This window comes from Micrococcus sp. Mcc89, from assembly GCF_024519795.1.
In the GTDB taxonomy this organism is placed as follows: Bacteria; Actinomycetota; Actinomycetes; order Actinomycetales; family Micrococcaceae; genus Micrococcus; species Micrococcus luteus.
In genome coordinates this window covers 1-17,284 of record NZ_JALJRI010000021.1, presented here as the reverse complement: position 1 = coordinate 17,284, position 17,284 = coordinate 1, and the positions used below count along the sequence as shown (strand labels likewise).

Below are 17,284 nucleotides of genomic sequence, written 5' to 3'. Positions count from 1 at the left end.
GTCGGGCGGCTCAGGACATCTGGGCGACGACGGCGGAGGCCTCCTGGCGGGCGGTCTTCTCCCCGGCCAGGTGCGCCAGGTTCTCCGGCAGGGTCCGGCCGAGGCGCTGCATGGCCTGCGCATAGAGCTTGCCCGCGCGGTACGACGAGCGCACCAGCGGGCCCGCCATGACGCCCTGGAAACCGATCTCCTCGGCGCGCTGGGACCACTGGACGAACTCCTGCGGCTTCACCCAGCGGTCGATGGGGTGGTGCAGCTTCGAGGGCCGCACGTACTGCGTGATGGTGATGATGTCGCAGCCGGCCTCGTGCAGGTCCACCAGGGCCTGGTCGATCTCGTGGTCCTCCTCGCCCATGCCGAGGATGAGGTTGGACTTGGTCACGAGCCCGTCGGCCTTGGCCATCGTGAGCACCCGGAGGGACTTCTCGTACGTGAAGGCCGGGCGGATGCGCTTGAAGATGCGCGGCACCGTCTCCAGGTTGTGCGCGAACACCTCGGGCCGCGCGTCGAACACCTGCTGGACGAGCTCCGGCACCGCGCCGAAGTCCGGCGGCAGGATCTCGACGCCGGTCCCCGGGTTGAGCGCGTGGATGCGGCGGATGGTCTCCGCGTAGAGCCACGCCGCGCCGTCCTTCTGGTCGTCACGGGCCACGCCCGTGACGGTGGCGTACCGCAGGTCCATCTCGCGGATGTTCTCGGCGACCTTCTGCGGCTCCTCCATGTCCAGGGGGCGCGGCTTGCCGGAGGTGATGTCGCAGAAGTCACACCGGCGGGTGCAGATGTCCCCGCCGATGAGGAACGTGGCCTCGCGGTCCTCCCAGCACTCGAAGATGTTGGGGCAGCCGGCCTCCTCGCACACGGTGTGCAGGCCGGCGGACTTGACCTTGTTCTTCAGGCCGATGTACTCGGGGCCCATGTGGACCTTGGCCTTGATCCACTCGGGCTTGCGCTCGACGGGCACCTCGGCGTTGCGCGCCTCCACGCGCAGCAGGCGGCGTCCTTCGGGGGCGAGGCTCATGCGGGGATTCCTTCCGTGGGGGTGACGGCGATGTACGCAGGCCCGAGCTCGTCCAGATGACGGGTGAGCACCGGCACGACGTCGGCCGGGGTGATGGTCCGGCCCGTCTCGACCGACAGGGTGGTGGTGGCGGCGTCCGTGATGCCGCACGCGATGATGCCCTCGTAGGGGGCCAGGGAGTTGGAGCAGTTCAGTGCGAAGCCGTGCATCGAGACGCCGTCGTGGATGGACAGGCCGATGGCGCCGACCTTGCGGTCCGGGCGGGCCGTGCCGTCGTCGTCCCGGTCCGCGAGGACCCAGATGCCTGCCCGCCCGTCCACGCGGACGGCCGTGACGCCGAACTCGGCGGCGGTGCGGATCAGCAGCTCCTCGAGGAACCAGACGTAGTCCTTGACGTGGGCACGGTCGCGCAGCCGGACCACGGGGTAGCCGACCAGCTGGCCCGGCCCGTGCCATGTGATCTTGCCGCCGCGGTCCACGTCCACGACGGGGGCGCCGTCCGTGGGGCGCTCGGCGTCCTCGGTGCGGCGACCGGCCGTGTAGACGGCTTCGTGCTCCAGGAGGAGGAATTCGCCGTCGGAGCGGCCGGCGACGACGTCCGCGTGCAGGGCGCGTTGGGCGTCCCAGGCGGCGTGGTAGTCCACCAGGTCGGGCGCCAGGCCGAGCACGCGCAGGGGCGGCAGGGGTGTCTCGGGCATGACGTCCACTGTAGTCCTCGGGCCCGGACCTGTGGACAACCGCCGTGACGCTCGGGGACATGCGGCACCCTGGGCTGGAACGGACGGCGCGGCGGAGAGGGGAGACCGATGCGGGACTGGGACGAGGCGGACGGCGGCGCGGCCGGACGCGTCGGCGGCGGGCCGGAGACCGAACCGGAGAGGTCGTCGGAGCCGGGCACGGCTGCGCCGCGCGCCCCGGGCTGGGAACCCGTCCGGCTGCTCGGCGCGGGCGCCCAGGCGGAGGTCTGGCTCGTCGAGGACGGTCGGGGCGTCCGGGCCGCCCTGAAGGTGCCCCGTGCCGGCGCGGCGCCGGATGCGCTGGCGGCGGAGGCGCAGGCCGGACGGGTCGCGCATCCCCATCTGCTGCGCGTGCTCGGCGTGGTGGAGACGGACCGGGGCCTCGGGGTCCTCACCGAGCACCGCGCGGCCGGCACGCTGCAGGACATGGTGCAGCGGGTCGGACCCCTGAGCCCGGGGCAGGCCGTCACCGTGCTCGTCCCGATCGCCCAGGCTCTCGCGTGCCTGCACCGCGAGGGGGTGGTGCACGGCGACGTGTCCCCGGCGAACGTCCTGTTCGGCGTCGACGGCAGCCCGGCCCTCGCCGACCTCGGCGTCGCCCGGGTGGTCGGCGGGGCGTCGGGGGCCGGGGCGACGCCGGGCTTCGCGGCCCCCGAGGCGCTCGCCGCGGTGGAGGGGGCCGGGGCGGAACCGGGGGCGTCTCCGGCGGTGGGGGCGCCGAGTGACGTCCATGCGTGGGCCGCCCTGGGCTGGTACGCGCTCACCGGTCGGGCGCCGGGCGCCGCCGGGCATCGGGCGCCGCTGCCCGTCCTGGTCCCCGAAGCGTCCCCCGAGCTCGCGCTGCTGCTCGATGCGGCGCTCTCCCCGGACCCGGCGGCGCGGCCGAGCGCGGAGGAGGCCGCCGCAGCCGTATACGCGACGGCCCGGCCCGAGCCGGTCCCGCTGGGAGAGGCCGCCCCCGCCGAGGTGGCGCACCTGCTGCCCACGGTGCTGCCGGGCTCCGGGCCCACGCGGCGACGCCGGGGACGACGCGCGGCTCCGAGACGGCGCGCGCTCGCGCGCCGACGGGGGGCGGCGCCACGCCGGGGCGTCCTCGTGGCCGCCGGGCTGGCCACCGCGCTGGCCGTGGGCGGCGGCACCGCCGGGCTGTGGTGGCCGGCGTCCCTGGGCGACGCGACGGAGGGGGCGCCGGAGCCGGCGGGCGCGGTGCCGGCCGGCACCTCGGTGGACGCGGCGCGCCCGGCGGACGGGACGCCGGAGAGCGGGACGCCGGCGAGGGTGCCGGACGCGGGTGCCCCCGGCGAAGACGCCGCCGGGGAGGACGCCGTCGACGTGGGCGAGGCGCTGGCCGCGGTCGGCCACGCCCGGACTGCCGCGCTCATCGACCCGGAGCCTGCGCGACTGGACGCCTACGCCGTGCCCGGGGGACCGGCGTGGGAGAACGACCGGGATCTGCTGCGCCGGCTGACGGACGAGGGGTTCGCCTTCTCCGGCCTCGAGGTGACGGTGGAGCAGGCCGGACCCGCCCGGCGGGCCGGGGACGACGCGCTGCGTGTCGACGCCGTGCTCCGGACGTCGGCCCACACCGTGCTGGACCGCGCGGGACGCGTGGCGGCGCATCGGGAGGCGACGGCCGAGGAGGTCGTGCTGGTCCTGCGCAGCGGCCACGGAGAGGGCCCCGAGGGGCGGGACGGCGGCGCGGCGGGTCGGACGTGGCGGGTCGAGACCGTCGATCCGCGCTGACCCCGGGCCCGGATCCAGCGCCGGAGGCCGGCGGTCCAGACGGGGGGACGCCGCGGGCCCCGGGGAGAAGCTCCCCGGGGCCCGCGGCGTGGTGCGGCGTCAGCCGCCTGGGCTGATCACTGCCAGAGGACGGCGACCAGGATGTTCACCAGGCCCAGACCGCCCACCGCGTGGGCCAGGCCCGTGGGCACGACCTCCCCGCGGTTGGACTTGCGGCGGCCGATCAGGGCGGCCACGAAGACGATGACGCCGATCAGGAACTTGACGCCCAGCTTCATGTGGTTCGGCTCCCCGCTCATGGCGAGGCCGAAAAGCACCACGCCGGAGACGATCATGCCCACGGAGCCCCACCACTGCGAGGTGGTGACGGTCGGGTTGCGGAAGTGCGCGAACCAACCGCCCACGATCGCTGCGGCGGACACGATGTGCACGGCCACCAGGATGCTGTGCAGGATATCCACAGTCCTTCTCCCTTTCCGTCAGAGACCCAGCTCGTTGGCGAACTCGCCGCCCTCGAGACGCTGACGCAGCGTCGTCAGGAAGCGGCCCGCGTCGGCCCCGTCCACCAGGCGGTGGTCGTAGGTCAGGGACAGGTACATCATGTGGCGGATGGCGATCGAGTCGTTGCCGTCCGCGTCGGTCACCACCATGGGGCGCTTGACGATCGCACCGATGCCCAGGATCGCGACCTGCGGCTGGTTGATGATCGGCGTGTCGAACAGCGCGCCCACGGAGCCGATGTTCGTGATCGAGAACGTGCCGCCCGAGAGCTCGTCCGGCGAGATCTTGTTCGTGCGGGTGCGCTCGGCCACGTCGGCGATCTTCTGGGCGAGGCCCGTCAGGTTCAGGGAGCCGGCGTCCTTGATGACGGGCACCAGCAGCCCCTTCTCCGTGTCCACGGCGATCGCGATGTCCTCGGACGCGTGGTACGTGATCTCCTTGTTGTCCTCGGAGAACGACGCGTTCAGCTTGGGGTGCTGCTTGAGGGCCTCGGCGACCGCCTTGGTGATGAACGGCAGGTACGTCAGGTTCACGCCGGCCTGCTGCTGGAAGGAGGCCTTGGCCTTCTTGCGCAGCTGCACGATGCGGGTGACGTCCACCTCGTGCACCTGGGTCAGCTGGGCGGACAGGTCGAGGGACTCGCGCATGCGCTGGGCGATGACCTGGCGGATGCGCGGCGCCTTCTCCACCTCGCCGCGGACCGAGGGGTCCACGGAGGAGCTCGCGGCCGGGGCGGACGCAGCGGCCGGGGCGGACGACGGGGCGGCAGCCTCGGAGGCCTGCTCGGCCGGAGCCTCGGACCCGCCCGCGGCGGCCTGCGAGGCCAGCGCGGCGGCGAGCACGTCCTGCTTGCGGATGCGGCCGCCGACGCCCGTGCCGCGAACCGTGGACAGGTCCACGTTGTTCTGGTGGGCCAGGCGGCGCACCAGCGGGGTCACGTAGCCCTGGCCGGGCTCGGTGGCGGAGGGCGCCTCGGCGGACTCGGCCTGCGCGGAGTCGCGCTCAGCGGACTCGCGCCGGGAGGCCTCCTCGGACGGAGACGCCTCCGGCGTCTTCTCCGACTTCTCGGCGCCGGCGGCCTCGGCGGCCTCCTCGGTCTCCTCGGGGGCCTCGGCCTCGGTCGCCTTGTCCTCGATCTCCTCGGCGGACGCCTCGTCCTGACCGGAGGAGCCCTCCGACGGGGCGGAGCCGCCGCCGGCGGAGCCGGAGCCGACGAGTGCGAGGACGGCGCCCACCTCGACGGTGTCGTCCTCCTCCGCACGGATCTCCAGGAGGGTGCCCGCCACGGGGGAGGGGATCTCGGTGTCGACCTTGTCGGTGGAGACCTCGAGCAGCGGCTCGTCGACCTCGACCTCGTCGCCGACGGACTTCAGCCAGCGGGTCACGGTGCCCTCGGTCACGGACTCGCCCAGCGCGGGCAGGGTGACCTCGGAGGCCTCGCCGCCGGCCGACGGGGCCCCGTCCGAGCCCTGGTCGGTGGAGGCGCGCTCCTCCGGAGCCGGCTCGCCTGCGGGCTCCTGCTGGGCGTCGTCCTGCTGCGCCTCCTCGACGGCGGGCTCCTCGGCCGCGGCGTCGTCCTCCGACGCGTCGGCGGAGCCGCCGCCGGAGCCGTCGCCGATCGTGGCCAGCGGGGCGCCGACCTCGACCGTGTCGTCCTCCTCGACCAGGATCTCCTCGAGCACGCCGGCCACGGGGGACGGGATCTCGGTGTCGACCTTGTCGGTGGAGACCTCCACCAGGGGCTCGTCGACGGCGACCTCGTCGCCGACGGCCTTGAGCCAGCGGGTCACGGTGCCCTCGGTGACGGATTCGCCCAGGGCGGGCAGGTTCACGGTTTCAGACATGGTTCCGATGCTCCTCATGAGGGGTGGGCGCCGGGGGCGCCCACCCGGGGTTGCGAGGTGGGCCCGACGCACGGGCCCGGGATGGTCAGTGCGGTGGGTCAGCTGTGCAGCGGGTGGCCGAACAGGGCCATGGCGGCCTCGCCCAGGGCCTCGTTCTGCGTGGGGTGCGCGTGCACGAACTGGGCGACGTCCTCGGGGTAGGCCTCCCAGTTCACGATGAGCTGCGCCTCGCCGATCTGCTCGCCGATGCGCTTGCCGATGCCGTGCACGCCCACGATCGGGCCGTTCTTCTGGCGGATCATCTTGATGATGCCGCCGGTGCCGAGGATCGAGGACTTGCCGTTGCCGGCCAGGTTGTACTCGGCGACCTCGACGTTGTCCTTGCCGAACTCCTCCTCCGCCTTGGGCTGGGTGTAGCCCACGGACATGATCTCCGGCTCGGTGAAGGTGACCTTCGGGATGTTGATGTCCTCGACGACCATCGGCTTGTTGCCGGCGATCTCCTCGGCCACGAAGATGCCCTGCTGGAAGCCGCGGTGCGCCAGCTGCAGACCAGGAACGATGTCGCCCACGGCGTAGATGTTGCCGACGCCGGTGTGCAGACGCTCGTCGGTGAGGACGAAGCCGCGGTCCATCTTGACGCCCTGCTCCTCGTAGCCGAGGCCCTCGGTGTTCGGGCCGCGGCCGACGGCGACGAGGCAGACCTCGGCCTCGAACTCCTTGCCGTCCGCGAGGGTCACCTTGACGCCCGAGTCGGTCTCCTCGACCTTGTCGAAGAACGTGCCCAGGTTGGTCTTGATGCCCTTCTTCTTGAACTCGCGCTCGAGGACCTTGATGATCGCCGGGTCCTCGTTGGGGACCAGGGTCTTCAGGCCCTCGATGATGGTGACGTCGACGCCGAAGGAGTTCCACAGGGACGCGAACTCGGAGCCGATGACACCGCCGCCGAGCACGATGGCCGACTTCGGGGTGTAGTCCAGCTCGAGGGCCTCCGTGGAGGTCATGATCTTCTTGGAGATGGGCAGGCCCATGGTCTTGGCCACGGAGCCGGAGGCCAGCACGATGTTCTCCGCCGTGTAACGGGTGCCGTCGACCTCGACCTCGTTCTTCGAGACGAGCTTGCCCTCGCCCTCGATGACCTGGACCTTGCGCATCTTCAGCAGGCCGGCCAGGCCCTTGTGCTTGCCGGCGACGATGCCGTCCTTGTAGTCGCGCACCTTCGCCATGTCCACGGACTCGAGGGTCGCGTTGACGCCGAACTTGGCGGCGTTGCGGGTCTCATCGGCCACCTCGGCGGCGTGCAGGTAGGCCTTCGTGGGGATGCAGCCCCAGTGCAGGCAGGTGCCGCCGACCTTGGACTTCTCCACGAGGGCGACGGACTTGCCGTACTGCACGGAACGCAGGGCTGCGGCGTACCCGGCGGAGCCACCGCCGAGGACGAGGACGTCGAATTCCTGAGCGGTTGCCTTGTCGGCCACGATGTTGCTCCTTGGTGCTGGGGTCGGTGGATCGTGGTGGTGGTGCGTCACCGCCACCCCCGGCCGTCGGCGGCGGGCCGCGCGGCCGGGGACGCGGTGGACATCGGGACCAACCTTACCGGGCACGCCCCTCGATGAGACCCACCAGGGTCCGCACCATCACGCCGGTGGCGTCCTGCGGGGTGTAGCCGTACGCGGCCGACTCGTTGAAGGAGGGGCCGGCGATGTCGAGGTGGGCCCAGGGGGTCCGTGCGGCGGCGTCGCCCTCCGACCGTCCGGCGTCGACGAATTCGCGCAGGAAGGTGGCGGCGGTCATCATGCCGCCGAAGCGGTCGCCCATGTTGGAGATGTCCGCGACGCGCGAAGTGAGCGAGGCGCGCAGCTGCTCCGGCAGGGGCATGCCCCACGCGAGCTCCCCGGCCGCGTCGGCCGCGGCGACGACCTCGTCGCGCAGCGCGTCGTCACCCATGACGCCCGTGTGGCGCACGCCGAGGGCGACCAGCTGGGCACCGGTGAGGGTGGCCACGTCGAGCACCGCGTCGGGTCGCTCGTCGGTGGCCGCCACGAGGGCGTCGGCCATGACGACGCGGCCCTCGGCGTCCGTGTTCATGACCTCCACGGTCTTGCCGCCGTACATCGTGATGACGTCGGACGGGCGGATGGCGGTGCCCGAGGGCATGTTCTCGGCCAGCGCCAGCCAGCCGGTCACCTTCACAGGGACGTCCAGGGCCGCGGCGGCGCGCACGACGGCGAAGACGGTGGCGGCGCCGGCCATGTCCGACTTCATCGTCATCATCGAGGCGGCGGGCTTCAGCGAGATGCCGCCCGTGTCGAAGGTGATGCCCTTGCCCACCAGCGCGATGTGCGCGGCGGCGTCGGCCGGCGCGTGCTCGATGCGCACGAGCCGCGGCGGGCGGGAGGAGCCCTGGCCGATCGCGAGGATGCCGCCGAAGCCCTCGGCGCGTAGGCGGTCCTCGTCCCACACGTCCACGCTCACGGACGAGTCCGCGAGGTCCTCCGCGACGGCGTCCGCGAACGTGGCCGGGTAGAGGTGCGAGGGGGCCGTGTTCACCAGGTCGCGCACGGCGCAGACCGCGTCGCCCACGACGGCGGCCCGGCGCAGCACGGGGTCGGCGTCCGCGGCGGCGAGCGGGGTGACGACCTCGATCTCGCGGACGGGACGGGACGTGTCCGTCTCGGCGCGGGCGCGCTCGGACTTCTGGGCGGTGAAGGCGTACGCGCCCAGGACGGCGCCCTCGGCGACGGCGGCCAGTCGGGCCGGGGTGTCGGCCGGCAGGGCCAGGGCCACGGCGTCGGTGCCGGCCAGGGAGCGCACGGCAGCCCCGGCGGCGCGGCGCAGGGACTCGTCCGCGGCCTCGCCGTCGTCGTCCAGACCGCCGACGCCGGCCAGGACCAGCAGCGGCACCGGCACGCCGCCCAGGCCCGGCAGGCGATGGACCTCGTCCTCGGCGCCCCGCACGCCCAGCAGCTCGAACGAGGCCTCGAGGGCGGTGGCCGCCTCGGCCGGCAGCGCGTCCGTCAGGAGCACGGGGCCGTCCGGGCCGGTGCCCACCCCCACCACGAGGGCGGAGGCGGTCAGGTCCTCCAGGGCACAGGCGGTCAGGGTCGGGCGGTCCAGGGTGATCACGGACGGGCCTCTCTTCCGGGGGTGGGGGGATGCGCCCGGCGGGGTGGGCCGGGCCGTCCCGCGTCATCCTAGCCAGAGGGCTCGCGCGCCCGTCCAGGGCGCGCGGGCGCGGAATAGGAGGGTGCCGTGCCGTGGTTGACTGACGCCAGAGGATAGGGAGGGATCCGCGTCCGTCGCCATCCGGGCGGCGGGGACGGCTCTCCCGCAGACGGACCACCGGAAGGGGAACGAGACGTGCAGGACGCCGCGCCGCTGTACACCCGTCATGAGGGGGCGCCCGTGCCCCCCGGCCTGGGCATGCTCGTGGCCCTGACCGGGCACATGGACGCGGGCCGGGTCGCTCGGCAGGTGCGGGCCGCCCTGCATGAGCACCTGACCCATCGGACCGTCGTCTCCTTCGACGTCGACTCGATGTTCGACTACCGCGCCCGGCGTCCCCGGCTCCGGTTCGACCGGGACCGCTACCGCGATCTGCGCCTGCCCGCGCTCGAGGTGCAGCTGGTCGAGGACCTGCTCGGCCACCCCTTCCTGCTGCTGTCCGGCCCCGAGCCGGACTTCCGGTGGCAGGCGGTGACGGAGGCCGTGCTCGGCCTCGCGCAGGAGTGGGAGGTGGACTCGCTCACGTTCCTCGACGCGGCCCCGCTGCCCGTGCCGCACACGCGGCGGCTCGGGGTCACGACCCACGGGTCCCGCGCCGAGGCCGTCGAGGGGCTGTCCACCTGGAGCCCGCAGGCGGACATCGTCGCGGGGCTGCTGCAGATGCTGGAGCTGCGCGCCGAGGAGGCGGACCTGCCGACGGCGGGCTACACCGTCCATGTGCCGCACTACGTGGCCGAGGCGTCCTTCCCCCAGGCGGCCGTGGCCGCGCTCGAGTACGCGGGGGCCGCCATGGGGCTCATGCTGCCCTCGGACGACCTGCGAGACGCCTCGCGGGACATCGAGGCCGAGCTGGAGCGCCAGGTCTCCGGGTCCGGGGAGATCCAGCAGATGATCGCCGGCCTGGAGCGCAACTACGACCAGAACGCCGAGGACCAGGAGCGGTCGTTGCTCGAGACCGAGCAGGGCCTGCCCGACGGCGACGAACTCGCCTCCGCCGTCGAGGCGTACCTCGCCGCGCGGGACGCCGGCGGCGGGTCCGCTCCTGCACAGGAGGACGGACCCGGCCGTCCGTCCACCGGCGACGGGGACTGATCCCACCGCGGGCGCCCGGTCGGCCAGGGTGGCGGCATGGAAGCCCCCACCTCACTCGACGTCCCCGTCCTGCCGGCCCGCGGCCCGGAGGACCTGCTCGCCTACGTCGGCCACGCCCTCGGGCGGTTGCCCGAGGGCAGCCTGGTCCTCCTCACCCTGCGCGACGGGCGCCTGCGCGCCGTGGTGCGGGTCGACCTGCCTCCCGAGGAGGTCGACGTCGGCGCCTGGGCCTGCGCCGTGGCCGAGGTGTGCCGGCGGGACGCAGCCGCGGACGCGACGCTCTGCCTCGCGCTGCCGGACGGCGCCCGGGCCACGCTCGCCCGTCCCGGCTGGGCCGCGGCGCTCGACGACGCCCTGGCGTCCGCGGGTCGCCCCCTGACCGCGGCCTGGACGTGCGCGCGGGGACGGGCGCGCCCCTGGTGGGGGAGCGGCGTCGCCGAGGAGGGCCCGCTCGACCCCCGAGCCGCGCCGCTGTCCCTGCACCTGATGACCCGCGGTTCGGTCTGGGACCGTGCAGCAGTGCCCGACCCGGTCCCGCGCCGCGGTCCCGCGGCGGCCCGGGCCGACGACGCGCGGTGGCGGCCTCCCGAGCAGGACGCGCCCGCGGCACGCCGCGCGTGGCTGGCGCAGTGGGAGTCGGTGCTGACCGGCGCGGCTCGTGACCGCGGCGCGCCCGCACCGGCCGTGCTGGGCTCGCCGCTGACGCGTCCGGCCTGGCGCGACGGCCTGCTGCTCCATGCCGCCGCGCCGTCCGGCGCGGCCACGGGGGATCCGGGGGACGAGGAACGGATCCTCACCGCGGCCTCGGGCCGGGCGCCGGCCTGGGATCGGCTGGACGCCCTGCGGGCGGGGCTGCGCGCGCTCGTGCCCGTCGCGACGCCGGCTGTGGCGGCGCAGGCCCTGGCGCTGGCCGGGTGGGTCGGCTGGGCCCGCGGCCACGGCTCCGACGCGGACGCCCACCTGACCGCGGCGGCGGCGCTGAGTCCCGGCGACCCGTTCGTCTCCGTCCTGCGACGCATCGTGGCCGCGGGGTGCGTCGCAGGCTGGGCGACCGACCCGGCCACCGCGTGGCGGCCCGACGGTGGCCGCCCATGAGAGAATGATGCGGCTTCACGACGGCACGGCCGACCGCAGCCCGTTTCCCGGGTGCGGAATAGATCGGTCTCAGCCGTCGTTGGCACTCACGGACCCTGCAGTCGGCGGGCCCGGACGACGTCGGTCGTCCGAGGCCCGGACTTGACAGGGTCACGTGTATATGGACTGCAAGGATCCGCGGGTGGCCGCGGACGAGACGGAAAGGCCTCGAGTGACCACTTCGACGACCAGCGGTGCGCAGGACGGCAAGGAGACCACTGCCTCCGGGGCCACGACCACGCGCACCCGCTCCACGGCAGCCAAGAAGTCGACCGCCACGAAGAGCGCCACGACCAAGAGCGCCACGACCAAGGGCGCCACGACGCGGACGACCGCGACGAAGTCGGCGGCGACCAAGACCGCTGCCACGCCGACGGCCAAGAAGAAGGCGACCCGGAAGCCCGCCGCGGCCAAGACCACCGCCGCGGCCAAGACCACCGCCACGGCCAAGACCACCGCCGCGAAGAAGACCGCCACGACCCGGGGCAAGAAGGCCACCGCCTCCGCCGCCTCCGCCGAGCAGGCCGAGGACGACGAGGAGTTCGTCGAGGCGCGCGAGCGCACCGAGGCCGCGGACGCCGTCGAGGAGGACGTGGTGGAGGACGAGACCGCCACCGAGGACTCGGACGACGAGGACGCGGACGGCTCGGACGCTCCGGAGCGTCCGGCGATGGACGCGGAGGCCGTGACCGGCACGAAGGCCGCCACGGGCCAGAAGGTGGCCCAGTCCAAGGGCGCGTTCGTCATGGACGACTCCGAGGACGACGCCCCGGTGCAGCAGGTGGTCGTGGCGGGCGCCACGGCGGACCCGGTGAAGGACTACCTGAAGCAGATCGGCAAGGTCGCCCTGCTCAACGCCGAGCAGGAGGTGGACCTGGCCATGCGCATCGAGGCCGGCCTCTACGCCGAGCACGTCGTGCAGCACGAGGCCTCCGACGACTACCGCGAGCGCCGGGACATCCAGCTGATCATCGCGGACGGGCGCAAGGCCAAGAACCACCTGCTCGAGGCCAACCTGCGTCTGGTGGTCTCCCTGGCCAAGCGCTACACCGGCCGCGGCATGCTGTTCCTGGACCTCATCCAGGAGGGCAACCTCGGCCTGATCCGCGCCGTCGAGAAGTTCGACTACACCAAGGGCTTCAAGTTCTCCACGTATGCCACGTGGTGGATCCGTCAGGCCATCACCCGCGCCATGGCGGACCAGGCCCGCACCATCCGCATCCCGGTGCACATGGTGGAGGTCATCAACAAGCTGGCCCGCGTGCAACGGCAGATGCTCCAGGACCTCGGCCGCGAGCCCACCCCGGAGGAGCTGGCCAAGGAGCTGGACATGACCCCGGAGAAGGTCGTGGAGGTGCAGAAGTACGGCCGCGAGCCCATCTCCCTGCACACCCCGCTCGGCGAGGACGGCGACTCCGAGTTCGGCGACCTGATCGAGGACTCCGAGGCCGTCGTGCCCGCGGACGCCGTCTCCTTCACGCTGCTCCAGGAGCAGCTGCACTCGGTGCTGGACACGCTCTCCGAGCGCGAGGCCGGTGTCGTCGCCATGCGCTTTGGCCTGACCGACGGCCAGCCCAAGACGCTGGACGAGATCGGCAAGGTCTACGGAGTGACACGAGAGCGCATCCGCCAGATCGAGTCGAAGACCATGTCCAAGCTGCGTCACCCCTCCCGCTCGCAGGTGCTCCGGGACTACCTGGACTGAGAGAGTTAGGTGCTGTGCGGTGGATTCCGCTTGTTTCCGGGCCTGTTGGGGCCTGACGAACATGAGCGTACCACCGCATAGCGCTCTCAGTACAGATATTGCTAGGATGGGGGCATGACGACGCCCCCCGATGTGCCCGAGCTGGACCTGTTGGACCTGCTCGACTCGTGGACCCTGGCGCTGTCTGCTGAGCGCAAGTCCGCTCAGACCATCAAGTCCTACCGGGCGGGCGTGGAGCAGTTCGTGGAGTTCCACACCTCACGGGGAGCGGCCCCCGTACTGGACAAGCGGCATGTGCAGATGTTCATCAACGCACTGGCCGACCAGGGTCGCGAGGGGTCCACACTGCGCGCCCGCCAGTTGTCGCTACGCCGGTTCTCCGCATTCCTGGTTGACGAGGGCGAATTGGCGACGGACCCGCTCGTCGGCCTAAAGGCCCCCAAGTTGGATGCGAAGGTGGTCGAGCCGCTGACCGATGACCAGGTGAAGGCGCTCATCAAAGCGTGCTCGGGCCGGGAGTTCTACGACCGCCGTGACGAGGCGTTGGTGCGTCTGATGGTGGAGACTGGCCTGCGTGCAGGCGAGGCCGCAGCTATCAGGGCCGAGGACGTGGACCTGCTGCGCGGGACCGTCATTATCCGGCGGGGCAAGGGTGGTAAGGGCCGTGTTGTCCCGTTCGGCCCCCAGACCGCCCGCGCCCTGGACCGTTACCGGCGACTGCGCGCCCAACATCGGCTCGCCCACACTGATGCATGGTGGCTGGGGGATCGGGGGAGGGCGTTCTCCTATGACGCACTGCATAAGACGCTCAAGGCCCGCGCCGCAGCGGCGGGACTATCTCACTTCCATCCGCACCTGTTGCGGCACACCGCCGCTCACCGCTGGCTCGCTGCCGGCGGGTCTGAATCGGGCTTGATGGCCGTCGCGGGATGGGAGCGACCCGACATGTTGCAGCGTTACACCCGCGCCCGCGCCACAGACCGCGCTATTTCCGAATCCCGTTCGCTCAACCTGGGGGACCTGTGACTGTTGAAGTTGTGACCAAGATTCGGTGCCCGAAGGATGGGCGTCTCGTGGCCGCTCTCGAACGTCACCACGGTCACCTAGTCCTTCGCCGCCCCGGTGGGCGCGACGGGCACACGGAGAGTTTCCGCACGGACATGGAAGCTGTGATCGCGGATGCGGCGATGATGGGCGACTATCCGAGCGCAGCCAATGCAGCTCGACGCGCGCGAGCAGCCCTCGACGCAGCGGCCACCGGTCCTATCGTGACACCTGAAAGCCTGGAGGCCGTCCCGACTGATCTGGACCTGGGCCTGTCCCGCATGGGGCGGGCGCCCCTGGATCGAAACGCCGTCTGTCCGAAATGCCACGGCAACTATCGAATCAACCTGATTGTGTGTGGCGACACGGTAGACGCTGTGCTAGTCTAAACCTGCACAGCCTGACGTGTTTGGCGTCAAACGCAACAAGTCGTGAGAGATGGGCCGCTCGCGAGGTGACCGAAAGGTCTACTCGCCATGCCCACTTCCGCTGAGTCCAGGCTCCGTGCATCCATCGCCGCCCATGAATCCTGGGCACACACCGAAGACCGCTCCGCACGCACCGCCCCCGCCCGCGCCGCGCTCATGGCGCGATTCGAGCATGAGGCCGACCCGGAGGGCACCCTCCTTCCCGCTGAGCGTGCTCGCCGTGCCGAGCACCTGCGCCGCGCGTACTTCCAGCGCCTGGCCCTGAAGTCGGCTCAGTCTCGCCGCCGTGCCCGCGAAGCGTCCGCCGCCGTGGCTGCCGAGGCCGAGCTGCGCGCCCTGGGTGGCGATGCCCAGTGAGAGCCGCCGTCCCCGCCCCGGCTGCGAGCGGATGCTCGCCGAAGCCCACACCCCAGGTCATCAACCGCCTGACGTTCACCGTCAAGGAACTGGAGACCTACCTGCGCCACGAGCTGCGACTCTCCCGGCGGGGCGCTGACCTGATCGCGCGCCACGTCGAGACATCCGAACCTCTGGCCCGCGACGTCCTCCCCGAGCGATGGGCCGACGACCTCCACCCGCGCCCCGCCCGGCACCTGCGCTCCGTGGACCGGCTGACCGAGGCGGGCAACGTCGGACCCGACCGGACCCCGACGATGGGCGAGGACGAACACGCCGCCTACCAGACAGTGACTCGTGGCCGTCGCCGCGACGCCGCCCTGGCGTACATCGATGCCCACAACAACCGGCGGGCGGGGGTGGTCGCATGAGCCTCTCGCACATGGAAGAACGCCGCCCCCTCACCCCGGGGACGGCGTTCCAGAAACCAACTGACCCGGCCACCACCAATGCGCCTAAGTCTGCTCCTAGTCTAGCGGATGCGGCTGATTTGGTCGCGGGTGTTTTCGTGCTCGTGGTCACCGTCCCCGGAGACCCTGAGCCGCGCCACCGTCGCCGCGTCTTCCTCCAGGCTCAGCCCGCCCAGCGGGCCGCAGATCGCGCCGTCGCGCGCGGCCACCGGGCCGAGGTTGTCCTCTGCCGCCTCGTGCCGGAGGGCCACGGATGGGGGGAGACCGCATGAGCGCCGCCGAGACCGTCGCCGAGCGGATCGAAGCGGACCGCGCCATGTTCCAGGCCGGATGGAATGCGGCCCTCGCCGCTCACCCGCCCTGCGAGCACGTACACCCCGCCGTCGCGGATTCGGTAGCGCGCATCTTCCACGGCTGGGACGGTGCCGAGGCTGCCCGCGCCCGATCCGTGACCCACTTCAACGCCTGGTACGCCCAGGCCCGCGCCGGACTGAAGGAGGCGACCGACCATGACCGCCGCGCCGCATGACCTGGAAGAGATCGACCTGAACGCTGTCACCCGTGAGCGCCCGGACTACTTCGCCCCCGACCTCTACGCCGAGCAGACGCCCACACCTGAGCGTCCGGGGGAGCAGCACCGGGGACAGCTCCGCATGGCCCACCGGCTCGCCGAAGCCTATGAGGGCCGTTTGATGTACGTCAACGGCATGGACTGGCACCACTGGGACGGCACACGGTGGGCACCGGATGAGACCGCCGCCGCTGAACGGGCCGTGCACGATGTGCTGCGCTCCGCTCTGGCCGAGTCCCACGAAGGTGACCGCAATCTGCGTGATGATGTGCGCCGGTGCGAGAACGCCGCCGGCATTCGGGGCGTCCTGGACATCGCGGCCACCCTGCCCGGTATCCGTGTGCCGGTGTCCGCCCTCGACGCCGACCCCTACCTGCTGAACGTCGCCAACGGGACATTGGACCTGCGAACACGAACCCTGAGCCCCCACGACCCCGCCGACCGCTTGACGCGCGTGTGTCGTGGCGCGTGGGACCCGGACGCGGACGGGGGCGTGTGGGAAGCGTTTCTGGCAACGATCCTCCCGGTCGAAGCAGAGCGGGAATATCTGCGACGTGTCATCGGGCAAGCCGTGTTCGGGGCCGTCCGTGAGCACCTGTTCCCGGTGTTGACCGGGACCGGGGCGAACGGCAAGGGAACCGCGTATACGGCCATCGCTCACGCGCTGGGGGACTACGCGGCGGTTATTGACCCCGACATGCTGATGACCTCCGGACGGGGGCCGGGCGGGCCGGAGATGATGCAGCTGTTCGGTGCCCGTTTGGTCATCGGCTCTGAGACCGAAGAGGGCAAGCCCCTGGACGCGGCGCTGATGAAGCGCCTGACCGGTGGTGATCCCATCACGGCGCGCAACCTGTACCAGCCGCCTGTCACCTGGGAGCCCTCGCACCAATTCGTGTTCGTCACCAATCATCTGCCGAAGGTGAAGGGCAACGATCCGGCGGTGTGGCGACGGGTCCGGGTCATCCCGTTTGACGTGGTGATTCCGCCCGAGCACCGGGACACGGCCCTGCCCGAGCGTCTGCGCGCCGCCGCTGACGCTGTGGTGACGTGGGCCGTGCGCGGGTGGTGGGACTACGAGGACCACGGCATGGGTGAGCCTGACGCGGTGAAGGCCGCGACGGACGCCTACGCGGTCCAGTCTGACGCGGTGCGCCGGTTCATCGCCGAGAACTGCGTCGTCATGTCCGGCGCGTCCGCGCGCTCCAGTGACCTGCACCAGTCATGGGCGGCATGGGCGGTGCAGGACGGGGCAGACCCCCTGAGCGCTAAGGCATTCGGGGCTGAGCTGGACCGCCTGGGATACCCGGCTAAGCGCAGGAAAGTGGGCATGGTCCGGTTCGGAATCGGACTCGCCGCCGAGTGCGAGGACTGACCGGGTGAGGGCGTGTCAACTTGTCTGTGTAAGCGGGGTGGTCACAGGTAGGGGTTGATCC

General features: G+C 72.1%; 16 protein-coding genes. 9 read left to right on the top strand and 7 right to left on the bottom strand.

Annotated features, from left to right (window positions below; translation table 11 throughout):
• Nucleotides 1–10: 10 nt before the first annotated feature.
• Nucleotides 11–1,018, bottom strand: coding sequence for a lipoyl synthase (lipA, locus tag NR072_RS02280; protein WP_036383060.1), 1,008 nt, complete (start codon nt 1,016–1,018; stop codon nt 11–13).
• Entirely contained in the window at nt 1,015–1,716 is a 702-nt protein-coding gene (lipB, locus tag NR072_RS02275; protein ID WP_036314221.1) for a lipoyl(octanoyl) transferase LipB, read from the bottom strand. The genes lipA and lipB overlap by 4 nt, the downstream gene beginning before the upstream one ends.
• A gap of 108 nt (nt 1,717–1,824) precedes the next feature.
• On the opposite strand from lipB, the gene NR072_RS02270 reads away from it, so the two are divergent.
• A complete protein-coding gene (locus tag NR072_RS02270; RefSeq protein WP_049146952.1) occupies nt 1,825–3,498 on the top strand; it encodes a serine/threonine-protein kinase in 1,674 nt (557 codons plus the stop codon).
• A 116-nt stretch (nt 3,499–3,614) separates the two neighbouring features.
• On the opposite strand, the gene NR072_RS02265 is transcribed toward NR072_RS02270, so the two are convergent.
• From NR072_RS02265 to NR072_RS02250, 4 genes are all read right to left on the bottom strand, one after another.
• Nucleotides 3,615–3,959, bottom strand: coding sequence for a hypothetical protein (locus tag NR072_RS02265; RefSeq protein WP_010078527.1), 345 nt, complete (start codon nt 3,957–3,959; stop codon nt 3,615–3,617).
• Nucleotides 3,960–3,977: 18 nt separating this feature from the next.
• Nucleotides 3,978–5,843 carry a 2-oxoglutarate dehydrogenase, E2 component, dihydrolipoamide succinyltransferase gene (gene sucB / locus NR072_RS02260; protein WP_036314088.1) on the bottom strand — a complete coding sequence of 622 codons (1,866 nt, stop codon included), beginning with the start codon at nt 5,841–5,843 and terminating at the stop codon, nt 3,978–3,980.
• Nucleotides 5,844–5,941: 98 nt separating this feature from the next.
• Nucleotides 5,942–7,321, bottom strand: coding sequence for a dihydrolipoyl dehydrogenase (lpdA, locus tag NR072_RS02255; protein ID WP_036383063.1), 1,380 nt, complete (start codon nt 7,319–7,321; stop codon nt 5,942–5,944).
• Nucleotides 7,322–7,436: 115 nt separating this feature from the next.
• Nucleotides 7,437–8,969: a leucyl aminopeptidase gene (locus NR072_RS02250; RefSeq protein ID WP_256835996.1), complete on the bottom strand. Its 1,533-nt coding sequence runs from the start codon at nt 8,967–8,969 to the stop codon at nt 7,437–7,439.
• Nucleotides 8,970–9,203: 234 nt separating this feature from the next.
• On the opposite strand from NR072_RS02250, the gene NR072_RS02245 reads away from it, so the two are divergent.
• The 6 genes from NR072_RS02245 to NR072_RS02220 all read left to right on the top strand — a co-directional run bounded on the left by NR072_RS02245 (nt 9,204) and on the right by NR072_RS02220 (nt 15,238).
• The gene (locus NR072_RS02245) at nt 9,204–10,160 is read left to right on the top strand and encodes a PAC2 family protein (RefSeq protein WP_256835995.1); all 957 of its coding nucleotides are present in this window, start codon (nt 9,204–9,206) and stop codon (nt 10,158–10,160) included.
• A 36-nt stretch (nt 10,161–10,196) separates the two neighbouring features.
• On the top strand, nt 10,197–11,255 hold the full coding sequence (locus NR072_RS02240) for a DUF4192 family protein (RefSeq protein WP_044659524.1): 1,059 nt from the start codon (nt 10,197–10,199) through the stop codon (nt 11,253–11,255).
• Nucleotides 11,256–11,415: 160 nt separating this feature from the next.
• Entirely contained in the window at nt 11,416–12,999 is a 1,584-nt protein-coding gene (locus NR072_RS02235) for an RNA polymerase sigma factor (protein WP_256835994.1), read from the top strand.
• Nucleotides 13,000–13,113: 114 nt separating this feature from the next.
• The gene (locus tag NR072_RS02230) at nt 13,114–14,025 is read left to right on the top strand and encodes a tyrosine-type recombinase/integrase (protein WP_256835993.1); all 912 of its coding nucleotides are present in this window, start codon (nt 13,114–13,116) and stop codon (nt 14,023–14,025) included.
• Nucleotides 14,026–14,519: 494 nt separating this feature from the next.
• Complete coding sequence (locus NR072_RS02225; RefSeq protein WP_256835992.1) at nt 14,520–14,828, top strand: hypothetical protein; 309 nt, start codon at nt 14,520–14,522, stop codon at nt 14,826–14,828.
• Nucleotides 14,825–15,238, top strand: a complete 414-nt coding sequence (locus tag NR072_RS02220; protein WP_049161558.1) for a hypothetical protein — start codon at nt 14,825–14,827, stop codon at nt 15,236–15,238. The genes NR072_RS02225 and NR072_RS02220 overlap by 4 nt, the downstream gene beginning before the upstream one ends.
• 101 nt (nt 15,239–15,339) lie before the next feature.
• Here NR072_RS02220 and NR072_RS02215 read toward each other — a convergent pair whose 3' ends face one another.
• Nucleotides 15,340–15,486, bottom strand: coding sequence for a hypothetical protein (locus NR072_RS02215; RefSeq protein WP_256835991.1), 147 nt, complete (start codon nt 15,484–15,486; stop codon nt 15,340–15,342).
• Between the two features lie 59 nt (nt 15,487–15,545).
• Here NR072_RS02215 and NR072_RS02210 point away from each other — a divergent pair, with 59 nt between their 5' ends.
• Nucleotides 15,546–15,806, top strand: coding sequence for a hypothetical protein (locus NR072_RS02210; protein ID WP_256835990.1), 261 nt, complete (start codon nt 15,546–15,548; stop codon nt 15,804–15,806).
• Nucleotides 15,787–17,223: a phage/plasmid primase, P4 family gene (locus NR072_RS02205; RefSeq protein WP_256835989.1), complete on the top strand. Its 1,437-nt coding sequence runs from the start codon at nt 15,787–15,789 to the stop codon at nt 17,221–17,223. Before NR072_RS02210 ends, NR072_RS02205 begins: the two co-directional genes overlap by 20 nt.
• Nucleotides 17,224–17,284 lie beyond the last annotated feature (61 nt).